The 12,349-nt window shown below is 71.5% G+C and carries 6 protein-coding genes; 3 read left to right on the forward strand and 3 right to left on the reverse strand.

The window, feature by feature from the left end:
• Positions 1-33: 33 nt before the first annotated feature.
• On the forward strand, positions 34-1,143 hold the full coding sequence (locus RIN75_RS22055) for a hypothetical protein (RefSeq protein ID WP_309113889.1): 1,110 nt from the start codon (positions 34-36) through the stop codon (positions 1,141-1,143).
• A gap of 878 nt (positions 1,144-2,021) precedes the next feature.
• Here the strand turns inward: RIN75_RS22055 and RIN75_RS22060 are convergent.
• From RIN75_RS22060 to RIN75_RS22070, 3 genes are all read right to left on the reverse strand, one after another.
• The gene (locus RIN75_RS22060; RefSeq protein WP_309113890.1) at positions 2,022-2,540 is read right to left on the reverse strand and encodes a hypothetical protein; all 519 of its coding nucleotides are present in this window, start codon (positions 2,538-2,540) and stop codon (positions 2,022-2,024) included.
• 228 nt (positions 2,541-2,768) lie between these two features.
• Positions 2,769-5,339, reverse strand: a complete 2,571-nt coding sequence (glgP, locus tag RIN75_RS22065; protein ID WP_309113891.1) for an alpha-glucan family phosphorylase — start codon at positions 5,337-5,339, stop codon at positions 2,769-2,771.
• Between the two features lie 138 nt (positions 5,340-5,477).
• Entirely contained in the window at positions 5,478-8,069 is a 2,592-nt protein-coding gene (locus RIN75_RS22070) for an NACHT domain-containing protein (RefSeq protein WP_309113892.1), read from the reverse strand.
• A 396-nt stretch (positions 8,070-8,465) separates the two neighbouring features.
• Between RIN75_RS22070 and RIN75_RS22075 the strand changes: the two genes are divergently transcribed.
• The gene (locus RIN75_RS22075; RefSeq protein WP_309113893.1) at positions 8,466-10,445 is read left to right on the forward strand and encodes an alpha-1,4-glucan--maltose-1-phosphate maltosyltransferase; all 1,980 of its coding nucleotides are present in this window, start codon (positions 8,466-8,468) and stop codon (positions 10,443-10,445) included.
• 89 nt (positions 10,446-10,534) lie between these two features.
• Complete coding sequence (gene treS / locus RIN75_RS22080) at positions 10,535-12,346, forward strand: maltose alpha-D-glucosyltransferase (protein WP_309113894.1); 1,812 nt, start codon at positions 10,535-10,537, stop codon at positions 12,344-12,346.
• Positions 12,347-12,349 lie beyond the last annotated feature (3 nt).

The raw sequence follows: 12,349 nt of genomic DNA on the forward strand, positions 1-12,349 counted from the left end.
AACCGGCGGCGGGGCGGTAGCGTCTTCAGGCTTGTGTGGAAGGTGCTGACGGCGGTCGTCGTCCTCGTCCTGGTGGTCTGGGACTACCGCGCTGCCCCGGTCGGCCTCGCGGGTGCCGCGTGCGGTGCGCTCGCCGCGATGGCGTTGCTGGAGATCGGGCTGCTGCTCGGGGCGCTGGTGTGGCGGACGCGCGTGACGGCGGTGGTGATCGGCGTCGGCGGCGAGGTCCGCACGTGGAACCGGCCGGGGCTGCGGGTCGTGCTGCGGAACGTCCCCGTGCTCATGTCGGTCGGCATCACCGCCGGACGCGCGCCCGTTCGACGACGGCTCTGGCTGACGTCCTGCACCTCGGTGCTCCTGACCGCCGCGGTCGTCGCCGCAAGTTGGCTCCTCGACGGTCCCTTCGCCCGTGGTCTGGCCGTGGCCGGGACAGCCGTGCTGGTCAAGGCCCTGGTGCCACGCCGGGGCGCCGGTGGGACGTCCGCGGGCTGGTTCCTCTTCACCCTGCCGCGCCTGAAGGGCCGGGTCGTCGCCGAACTGGAGGCCGCACCGCTGGTGACCGCCGCGTCGGACGCGCTGGAAGCCGGTGACTTGGAACGCGCCGAGGAGGTCGCGGAGCGCCTGATGGCCGCGCACCCGACATTGCTGTCAGCGATCGGGACGAAGGTCTCCGTGCTGACGATGCGGACCCGGTACGCCGAGGCGCTGCACATGGTGAGCAACCTGGTCGGGCGGACCGATCTGGACCAGCGGGACATGGCGTTCGTGATGGCGCAGATGGCCAGTTCGACCGCGAACGCCATGGAGGCCGGTCAGTTGCCGCTGGAGGTCGGGCTGGGTGCGGCGAAGCGGGCGTCGGACGGGGCGGTGCAGCTCGGGTACCCGCGGTACCGGGCGACGGCGACGCTGGCACAGCTCGCGCTGCTGGAGGACGACCTGCCGCGGGCGATCGCGCTGGCCGGGCAGGCGCGGCAGACCGCGGAGACGTCCCTGAGCCGAGCCGACGCACTGGCGACCCTGGCCCGGGCGCAGATGGCCTCCGGCGACAACGCGGCGGCCCGGCGGACCTTGGAGGAGGCCCGCGCACTGGCGGGCTGGATGCCGCGGGTGGCCGAGGTCAGCGCCCGCCTCGACATCACCTGACCCAACCCGCACGACCTGACGCCACACCACCGCACCGCGCTGGGCCTCACCGGACGGGGCCGCGCAGCCCCGCCAGCGGCACGAAGCCAGGCGACACCACGCCGAGCCACACCACGCCGGACCGAGTCGCGGGGACTGCATCGAGTCGCGCCCCGCCAAGCCGGCCACGCCGAGGCCGGGCTGGCCGGGCCGTGGCGCGCCGAGCCACGCCGGGGCGCGCCGAGCCAGGTCAAGCCGCGTCGAGCCAGGTCAGGCCGCGCCACGCCACGCGGGGCGGGCCGGGCCAAGCCGGGTCCGCGCCACGCCACGCCACGCCGCGCCACGCCACGCCGCGCCACGCCACGCCGCGCCACGCCGCGCCGGGCCAGCCGCGCCACGCCGCGCCGCGCCGGGCATGCCGGGCCGCGCGTCGCCGAGCCGAGCCGGGCCGGGGCCGGGGCCGGGGCCGGGGCCGGGGCCGGGGCCGACCGTGCGGCACCAAGCCTCACCGGCCATGGGGCCGGCCACAGGGGCCGGCCTCCGGCCCCCGGTTTCCATTCTCCCACCCGGGTACGACAATTTCCGGCGTGCGGGGAATGGGGAATGCGAATGGGGATGGGCCGGGGACGGCGCGTGTCCCCGGCCCCCGCGCCCCGGTCCTGCACAAGCCGACCGGTCCACCTGACATTACTCACAAATTGCGGGTACGGGGTGAACTATCGCCCGGAGGAGTGGCGCGCAAAGGTTCCGCTCACATATCGCGAGCGGTGTACGAGCGCTCCGTCCGCATTGGCCGCCGATGCGCGGTGATCATCGGGTGACGCCGGCCGCGGGACGATCACGAGATGTGATCGTGCGGAGTGGCACCAGCGGCGGTGCCACTCCGCACCCTGATCCGGCTACACGGGCAGGCTGGGGACGGTTGGCAGGCCGCCGGCGGGCTCCGGCAGGCCGCAGTTCTTCAAAGCCTCACCCAGGTTCTTCAGCAGCGCGCCCACCTGCTTGAGCAACGCCGGGACGTCCGCCACCGCAGGGGCACCGGGCACCACAGCGGCAAGCGTCCCGAACACGGCCGCGAACACGTTCATCGTGTTGGACAAGCACTGCTCCGACGCCCGGTGCGCGATCGGCACGGCCGCCGCCGAACCGACCGACGGGGTCGGCAGGCACTTCGCGCCCTGCAACGCCGTCAGCAGACCCAGGGCCTCACCCAGCGGCACGACGGTCGCGGACGGAGCCGGCGGGACGCCTGTCAGTGCGCTGACGACTTTCTTCAGGGTGTCCGACAACTGCTGCACCAGGCCCGCGCACGCGACTGGTGGCGCCGGCGCGGCGGACTCTTCGGCCGTCGCGGCCGGAACGACCGCCGCGGCGACCAGGACTACGAGCAACGAGGCGGTTGACGCGAATTTCTTCACCGGGCCCACGCTTCCTCTCGCGGTTCTGCACTGCACCGGGGGACCAGGGCTGCACCGGGAGGGGAACAAAGTGCTATTCCACGCGAAAAAAGCGTAAGCCCGTGCACGTCGTCCCGGCTCCCGCACCACCGCGAGTTCACCGGATGGCATAACGCGGCACCGACGGATGAAACCGAGGACGGCTCGGATGACCGCCGGTCACCACCGGCGGTCATCCGACCAGGTGACTCAGCCCGCGAGCACGACCCGGCCCAGCTCAGCCGGTGACGCGAGCAGGTCGTGGCGCGGCAGCACGCGCACGGTGTAGCCCACCGCACCCGCGTGCGGCAGCGGCACCTCGATGTCGTAGTTGCCGTTGCCCGAGTAGTGCATGGTGTGCGTGACCACGTCGTACAGCTCGTCCGAGTCGCCGACCTTGCCGAGCACCACCTGCACGTCCACCTCGGACGGCTCCAGCCCGGCCAGCTCGATCCGCGCCCGCACCCCGACCGGCGTGCCCAGCAACGGCGCGGCGGACCCGTTCAGCGTCAGGTCCGAGTCCAGCACGCGCACCCGGGTCCACGACGCCCTCAGCCGCTGCCGGTAGGCCGCCAACTCCTTCGCACCCCGGAACCCCTCGCCCACCACGGACGCGGCGGACGACGCGGCGGGCGCGTACAGGTTCTCCACGTACTCCCGCACCATCCGCGACGCCTGCACCGCCGGCCCCAGCGACGCCAGCGTGTGCCGCACCATGGACAGCCACCGCGTCGGCACCCCGTTGTCGGACCGGTCGTAGAACAGCGGCGCGACCTGGTTGCCCAGCAGGTCGTAGAGGGCCGCCGCCTCCAGGTCGTCGCGGCGGGTCGGGTCGGTGACGCCGTCCGCGGTCGGGATGGCCCAGCCGTTGCTGCCGTCGTACAGCTCGTCCCACCACCCGTCCCGGATCGACAGGTTGAGACCGCCGTTCAACGCGGACTTCATGCCGGACGTGCCGCACGCCTCCAGCGGGCGCATCGGGTTGTTCAGCCACACGTCGCAGCCCCAGTACAGGTACCGCGCCATGGACATGTCGTAGTCGGGCAGGAAGACGATCCGGTGCCGCACGCCCGCGTCGTCGGCGAACCGCACGATCTGCTGGATCAGGGCCTTGCCGCCGTCGTCGGCCGGGTGCGACTTGCCCGCCACGACCAGCTGAACCGGCCGCTCCGGGTGCAGCAGCAGGGTCCGCAGCCGCTCCGGGTCGCGCAGCATCAGCGTCAGGCGCTTGTAGGTGGGGACGCGGCGGGCGAAGCCGACGGTGAGCACGTCCGGGTCGAACACGGAGTCCGTCCAGCCCAGCTCCAACGCCGACGCGCCGCGCTGGAGCCACGACGCGCGGGTCCGCCGACGCACCTCGTCCACCAGCTTGCCGCGCAGGTCGTTGCGCAGCTCCCACAACCGCTGGTCGGTGACCGGTTCGAAGCCGCGCAGGCCCGCGCCCGCGTCGTCGGACTCGCCGAGCAGCCGGCTCATCTCGGTGGCCGCCCACGTCGGCCCGTGGACGCCGTTGGTGACCGACCCGATCGGCACCTCGGTGACGTCGAAGCCCGGCCACAGGCCGCGGAACATGTCCCGGCTGACCTTGCCGTGCAGCTTGGACACGCCGTTGGCGCGCTGGGCGAGCCGCAGGCCCATGTGCGCCATGTTGAACAGGCCCGGGTTCTCCTCGGCGCCGAGCGCCAGGATGCGCTGGGTGTTCACGCCGGGCAGCAGGGTCTCGGAGCCGAAGTAGTGCTGCACGAGGTCCACGGGGAACCGGTCGATGCCCGCCGGAACCGGGGTGTGCGTGGTGAACACGGTGCCGGCGCGGACCGCGGCGAGCGCCTGGTCGAAGTCGAGGCCTTCACCGGTGACCAGCTCGCGGATGCGCTCCAGGCCGAGGAACCCGGCGTGGCCCTCGTTGGTGTGGAACACCTCGGGGCTCTGGTGCCCGGTGAGGTCGCAGAACGTCCGCACCGCGCGCACGCCGCCGATGCCGGCCAGGATCTCCTGGCGGATGCGGTGGTCCTGGTCGCCGCCGTAGAGCCGGTCGGTGACGCCGCGCAGGTCCTCGTCGTTCTCCTCGACGTCGGAGTCGAGCAGGAGCAGCGGGATGCGGCCGACCTGGGCCTTCCAGATCTTGGCGCGCAGGACCCGGTCGCCGGGCATGGCCACGTGGACCAGGATCGGCGCGCCGGACGGCTCGGTGAGCAGCTCCAGCGGCAGGCCGCGCGGGTCGAGCACCGGGTAGTGCTCGATCTGCCAGCCGTCCAGCGACAGCGCCTGGCGGAAGTAGCCGGACCGGTAGAGCAGGCCGACCGCGATCAGCGGGACGCCGAGGTCCGAGGCCGCCTTGAGGTGGTCGCCCGCGAGCACGCCGAGACCGCCGGAGTAGTTGGGCAGGGCCTCGGTGACGCCGAACTCCATCGAGAAGTAGGCGATGGCCGACGGCAGCGGGCTCAGGTCGTAGTTGCCGTGCTCACGCCGCTGCTGCACCTCGTCCTGCCGCCGCTGGAACCACCGGGGCCCGGTGAGGTAGCGGTGCAGGTCGTCGGCGAGCGCGCGGGTGTGCGCGAGGAACTGCTCGTCCCGCGCCAACCCCTCCAGCCGCTCCGGGTCGACCGTGGACAGCAGCCGCAGCGGGTCGGCGCTGTCCGACCACCGGTCGGGGTCGATCGAGGCGAACAGGTCCTGCGTCGGCTGGTGCCAGGTCCAGCGCAGGTTCAGGGCGAGCGTGCCCAGTGCGGACAGCGGCTCTGGCAGGCTGGCTCGGACGGTGAACCGGCGGAGTGCTCGCATGGCGTCGGACCTTATCCCCCATCCAGCGGTGTCGAGCAACGGTCACCCGAACCGATGCAGGTACCGATCCAGCTCTACCAGCACAGAAGGCCCCGCGCGTGTTCTTTCGTACACAGTTGGCGGCCGACCGGGCAACCCTCACCCGTTCCGCCGATCGACGGCCGGCACGATCGTCTCGTCCGCCGGCTCGTCCCCGGACGCCCGCCGCTCCAGCAACGTGATCCCGGCCGCCATCCGCCAGTACCGGAGCGAGTCGTCCGACCCGTGGAACTCCACGGCCAACATCGCCGCACCCACCCGGATGGCCGTGGCCAGCTTCGGAGCAACCGCCTGCCGCCCACTGAAAACCGGCTCCGCGACCGCCCGCAGGCGCTCGGGCAATCCGATGTCCCAGGCGACGGTCTTGTCCGGGGTCCGGCGCGCGTCGTCGACCAGCGTCGAGGGCCGCAGTTCGAGGACCGCGGGGATGCCGACGAGGGTCGCGGCGAACCCGACGCGCTCCATGATCGACCTGTGCAGCGAGCGCCCGACCGGCGACTCCTCGAACGGTGTGCCCCGACTCCCGCCGGCGGGCAAACGCTCGGCACCGGTGAGTTCGCGGGTCAACCCCAGCACCGCCACGACCGGCTCGTCCGAGCGCCACCGGCCCACCAGCAGCCGCGCGCGGTGGAGGGCGAACTGGAGTTCTTCGGCCGCCCGGAGGGCGGTGCGCGGTGACACGGCCACGGCGAGCGCGCCGAGTGCGGTGCCCACCCCGGTCAACTCCAAGTTCGGCGGAAGGTGGTCGAGGGCTCGCCGGAACACCGCCGCGACCGGCCGCGGGGCACCGACCGCGACCTGATGACCGCGCAAGGTCGCGACATGGGACGAGGCCACCGTCTCCAGGTAGAGCATGACCAGGAGGTGCTGCCACTCGGCGGAGGCCAGGTCGTCCCGCAGGTGTTGTGCCACGACCGCGCCCGGGTACTTCGAGGGGAACGCCGGCTCGCGCTCACCCGAGTCGAGCCAGAACCGGTGCCCCGCACCGCCGACCACCCGCCGCACCGCCGGGTGCCCCACTTCGGTCTTCGCGGGCAGCCGGTACCGGGTCGAGCCGCCCACCACCTCGGTCGCCCACCGGACGAAGTCCTCCGCCTCGGTGGCCCACACGCCGCGCACGGGCGCGTCCGGGTCCAGCCCGTCCGGCACCGGGCGGTCGTGGTCGAGCAGGTAGAGGCGGTGGAGGGCGTCGGGGACCGGGCGGGCGCACACCGCCACCCCGTCGCCCACGACGACCCGCTCCCGCATGAGCCTGGTCAACGCGATACCCGCGGCCAGTCGGCGCTTCTCCGGGTCGTCGGTGTTCGCGATGCCGTCCAGTCGGTCCCTCAGTTCCGGGGACAGTTCCGAGCACACCTCGGCGCACTCGAACGCCAGGGACAGCGCCGCCACCGTCCCCGACTCCAGGCACGCCTGCACCACCGGGTCGGCGAACGTCCGGGCCACCGCCAGCACCGTCGTCTCGCGCCACCAGTCGTCGTCCACCACCGCCGCCAACGACAACAAATCAGCCGACCGCACGTGGACCGAAGCCAGGTACTCCTGGAAGGTCTGGTGGGCGAACGAGAACGTCCCGCTCTCCCGCTCCACCAGCAACCCGTTCGAACTCACGTCCTCCAGCAGCAGCTCCTCCGTCATCGACGTCGACATCCGCCGCAACACCGGCCTGAACACCGCGAGCACGTCATCCCGAGGCAGGTCACGCACCCGCCGGCTCATCATCGTGAAAGCCAAGGTCTGCAACACCACCTCCTTCCGGTGGCCGTCCAATCGCACCGGCAGGTCCTTGGCCTCGTGCCGCCGCCACAGCACGACCTCGCAGATCTCCCGGTACAACTCCGCCCGGCTGTCGGGCAGCTTGCTGCCGAACCGGTGCACGTTGGCCACCATGGTCAACAGCAACGGGTTCGCGGAGAGGTCGTACAGGGTCGGGGTGGCGTGGAGCTTGTCCAGGAGTTCGTCGGCGGCCTTGTCCGCGCGCAGGCGCACGGCCTCGTCGTCGTCGCGGGTGCTGAGCCGTTCCATCGCCCCGTACCAACCTCGCACGAACCGAACCACCTGCTCGTCGGTGAAGTCCCGCACCTGGAGGACCGTGGCCCCGGACACCGGTGCGCTGCGGTAGCCCTGCGGGCGGGAGGTGAGGACGAAGTCGTTGCGCGGGTACTGCCTGGTCTGGCGTTCGACCCACGCCGACACCCGCCGGCGGTCCTCGGGCAGGGCCACCTCGTCCAAGCCGTCCAGCAGGACCACGCAGTCGCCGGCGCGCAGCCGCTGCTCGAACCACCCGGGCGGCTCCTGCTCGGGGAACCGGACGAGCGAGGCGCGGACCAGGTCGGGCAGGGCGGTGTCGGCGACGATGGCGGGCACGTGGTCCCGCAGGTACAGCACAAGGGGGATGCGCCGCCGAACCCGTCGAGAGCCGGCGACGGCGAGGGCGACGTGGCGCAGCAGGGTCGTCTTGCCGCTCCCCGGGACCCCGATCACGGCCAGCACCACCGGCTCCGGGTGGCCCAGGAGATCCGTCAGGGCGTGCCGGTCGCCCCCGGGTAATCGGGCCAGCAGGGACGTCGGCGCGTTGTGCGGGGTCTGGAGGGCCAGGCCGACGTCCACGAAGACCTCGTCGAACCTCGGCGTGTGGAACCCGACCACGAACAGTCCCTTGAGGTCGACGTACCTGAACGAGGTCAACATGTACCGCCGGTAATGGCGACCGAAACGGCTCACTCCACGGCGAAGCCCGGAATCCACCCGTTCGACAACCCGGTCACGCCACCGCCGCCACAGCGCGCGGCACGAACAGCAGTGCGGCGACAACGGGGGTGATCAGCGCGGCGGACCAGCCGAGGTTGGTGAGCACCCGGGAAGTCAAGTGGAGCCCGGGTTGACGTTCACTCCCCCGGCCGTGTGACACACGATCCGGTATGTGGGACGGGTGTCTGCATCGCGGGAATCGATCAAGTCCCCAAGTGTGCGATCCAACCAGAGGGGGTAGGAACTGCAGGTGGGAGTCCCCGGTGACAGCGCGCGCGACCGAGCCGGGCAAACTTGACCGTGCAAGCGTCACACCAGGTGAGAGGGGCGCTGCCGATGAGCGGACGACTCGGCATCGACGACGTGACCCCGACCGTGAGCGCGGGCCGGTACCCGGCCAAAGCGGTGGTCGGCGAGCACGTCCCGGTCGAGGCGACGGTGTGGCGCGAGGGCCACGACGCCGTCGCCGCCACGGTGGCGTGGCGGGGGCCGGGTGACCGGGTCGCCAGACAGACCCGCATGGCGCCGCTGGGCGTCGGGCTGGACCGCTGGGTCGCCACGATCGTCCCGGACGCCGAGGGGTCGTGGACGTTCCGCGTCGACGCCTGGTCGGACCCGTGGGCCACGTGGCTGCACGCGGTGGAGGTCAAGATGGCCGCCGGCCAGGGCGCGGGCGAGCTGGAGAACGACCTGGAGACCGGCGCCCGGCTGCTGGACCGCGTCGCCCGCCGGCCCGACCGCCGCAAGGACAAGCCGCTGCTGCTCAACGCCGCCGCCGCGCTGCGCGACGAGGACCGGCCGCTGCCCGAACGGGTCGCGCCCGCCCTCGCCCAGGACGTCCGGCAGGTCATGCACGACCACCCGGTGCGCGAGCTGATCACCAAGGGCAAGACCCAGAAGGTCTGGGTGGACCGCAAGCGGGCCGCGTTCGGCTCCTGGTACGAGTTCTTCCCCCGCTCCACCGGCGGCGTGGACGAGTCCGGCGTCCCGGTGCACGGCACCTTCACCACCGCCGCGAAAGAGCTGGACCGCATCGCCGCGATGGGCTTCGACGTGGCGTACCTGCCCCCGATCCACCCGATCGGCCGGGTCAACCGCAAGGGCCCCAACAACACCCTCACCGCCACCGAGGACGACCCCGGCTCGACGTGGGCGATCGGCGCGGACGAGGGCGGCCACGACGCGATCCACCCCGAGCTGGGCACCATCGAGGACTTCGACGCCTTCGTGGCCCGCGCGAACGAACTTGGCCTGGAGGTCGCGCTCGACCTCGCCCTCCAGTGCGCGCCGGACCACCCGTGGGTGCTCAAGCACCCGGAGTGGTTCACCACGCGCCCCGACGGGACCATCGCCTACGCGGAGAACCCGCCCAAGAAGTACCAGGACATCTACCCGGTCAACTTCGACAACGACCCCCAGGGCATCTACAACGAGGTGCTGCGGGTCGTGCTGCACTGGGTGGACCACGGGGTGCGGATCTTCCGGGTCGACAACCCGCACACCAAGCCGCCGGACTTCTGGCAGTGGCTGATCTGGACGGTCAAGGACGCCCACCCGGACGTGCTGTTCCTGTCCGAGGCGTTCACCCGGCCCGCCCGCCTCTACGGGCTGGCCAAGCTCGGCTTCACGCAGAGCTACACCTACTTCACCTGGCGGACCACCAAGGAGGAGCTGACCGAATTCGGCGTCGAACTCGTCGAGCACTGGGACGAGGCCCGGCCCAACCTCTTCGTCAACACCCCGGACATCCTGCACGCGTCCCTCCAGCACGGCGGCCCCGGCATGTTCGCGCTGCGCGCCGCGCTGGCCGCGACGATGTCGCCCACCTGGGGCGTGTACTCGGGCTACGAGCTGTTCGAGCACCAGGCGGTGCGGGAGGGCAGCGAGGAGTACCTCAACTCGGAGAAGTACCAGCTGCGGCCCCGCGACTACGCCAGGGCCGTGGCCGAGGGCCGCTCCCTGGAACCCTGGCTGCGCAAGCTGAACACCATCCGCCGCGCGCACCCGGCGTTGCAGCAGATGCGAACACTCCGCTTCCACCACGTCGACAACCCCGCGCTCATCGCCTACTCCAAGCAGGACCCGGGCAGCGGCGACACCGTGGTCGTGGTGGTGAACCTGGACCCGCACAACGCGCAGGACGGCACCGTGTGGCTGGACCTGCCCTCGCTCGGCTTCGACTGGCCGGAACGGCTGATCGCGCACGACGAGGTCTCCGGGGAGACCTGGGACTGGGGGCAGGCCAACTACGTCCGGCTCGAACCGTGGCGTGCACCGGCGCACGTCGTGGCCGTGCAGCGCAGGTTCAGCAGCTAGCAGGGCAAGCCCGGCTACTCACGTCCCCCGCGGCCGCACGCGGGGGACGGTCGAACGCACCCCCGACGAGGTGGGACGAGGTGGAGCACATGGCAGAAGACCCCCGACCCGACGCCGCGCTGACCGGACTGGAGGGCGTGCCGCACACCGGCGAGGCCATCGGCGCCGACGGCCTGCTGGTCGAGCCCCAGGCGGAGGACTTCCGCTCGGCCCGGCTCGCGCCGCGCGAACCGGGCTGGTTCAAGGGCGCGGTGTTCTACGAGGTGCTGGTGCGCGCGTTCACCGACTCCAACGGCGACGGCACCGGTGACCTGCGGGGGTTGGCCTCCAGGCTGGACTACCTGGAGTGGCTCGGCGTGGACTGCCTGTGGCTGCCGCCGTTCTACGCCTCGCCGCTGCGCGACGGCGGCTACGACATCTCCGACTTCCGCTCGGTGCTGCCCGAGTTCGGCACCGTCGAGGACTTCGTCTACCTGCTCGACGAGGCGCACCGGCGCGGCATCCGGGTGATCACCGACCTGGTCCTCAACCACACCTCCGACGCCCACCCGTGGTTCCAGCAGTCCCGCTCCGACCCGGACGGCCCGTACGGCGACTACTACGTGTGGAGCGACGACGATTCGAAGTACCCCGACGCCCGGATCATCTTCGTCGACACCGAGACGTCGAACTGGACCTACGACCCGGTCCGCGGCCAGTTCTTCTGGCACCGGTTCTTCTCCCACCAGCCGGACCTGAACTACGAGAACCCCGACGTCCAGGAGGCGATGCTGGACACCCTGCGGTTCTGGCTGGACCTGGGCATCGACGGGTTCCGCCTGGACGCCGTGCCGTACCTGTTCGAGCAGGAGGGCACCAACTGCGAGAACCTGCCGCGCACGCACGACTTCCTCAAGCGCTGCCGCAAGGTCGTGGACGACGAGTACCCCGGCCGGGTGCTGCTGGCGGAGGCCAACCAGTGGCCGTCGGACGTGGTCGAGTACTTCGGCAACGCCGAGGTCGGCGGCGACGAGTGCCACATGGCGTTCCACTTCCCGCTGATGCCGCGCATCTTCATGGCGGTGCGCCGCGAGTCCCGGTTCCCGATCTCGGAGATCCTGGCCCAGACGCCGCAGATCCCCGACGGCTGCCAGTGGGGCATCTTCCTGCGCAACCACGACGAGTTGACGCTGGAGATGGTCACCGACGAAGAGCGCGACTACATGTACGCCGAGTACGCGAAAGACCCGCGGATGAAGGCGAACATCGGCATCCGGCGGCGCCTGGCGCCACTGCTGGAGAACGACCGCAACCAGCAGGAGCTGTTCACCGCGATGCTGCTGTCGCTGCCCGGGTCGCCGGTGCTCTACTACGGCGACGAGATCGGCATGGGCGACAACATCTGGCTGGGCGACCGGGACGCGGTGCGCACCCCGATGCAGTGGACCCCGGACCGTAACGCAGGTTTTTCCTCGTGCGACCCAGGCCGGATCTACCTGCCGGTGATCATGGACCCCGTGTACGGCTACCAGGGCCTCAACGTGGAGGCGCAGCTGAACAACCAGTCGTCGCTGCTGAACTGGACCCGGCGGATGATCGAGGTGCGCAAGCAGCACCACGCGTTCGCCGAGGGCGACTTCACCGACCTGGGCGGCTCCAACCCCAGCGTGCTGGCCTACCGCAGGCGGTGGTGCCGGCCGGACGGGCAAGAGGACATCGTGGTGTGCGTGAACAACCTGTCCCGGTTCCCCCAGCCGGTGGAGCTGGACCTGTCCGAGCACATCGGGTCCCGGCCGGTGGAGCTGACCGGCGGGGTGCGCTTCCCGACCGTGGGCGAGCTGCCCTACCTGCTGACCTTGCCGGGCCACGGCTTCTACTGGTTCCAGCTGGCCGAGGTGGGCGACGAAGGGGAGGCGAGGTGAGCA

The organism is Saccharothrix sp. (assembly GCF_031180885.1).
Lineage (GTDB): Bacteria > Actinomycetota > Actinomycetes > Mycobacteriales > Pseudonocardiaceae > Actinosynnema.

Excerpts from the sequence above, each read along its gene's own strand:
- glgP (WP_309113891.1), bottom strand. The coding sequence starts at position 5,339 with ATGCGAGCACTCCGCCGGTTCACCGTCCGAGCCAGCCTGCCAGAGCCG.
- RIN75_RS22070 (WP_309113892.1), bottom strand. The coding sequence starts at position 8,069 with ATGTTGACCTCGTTCAGGTACGTCGACCTCAAGGGACTGTTCGTGGTC.
- RIN75_RS22075 (WP_309113893.1), top strand. The coding sequence starts at position 8,466 with ATGAGCGGACGACTCGGCATCGACGACGTGACCCCGACCGTGAGCGCG.
- treS (WP_309113894.1), top strand. The coding sequence starts at position 10,535 with ATGGCAGAAGACCCCCGACCCGACGCCGCGCTGACCGGACTGGAGGGC.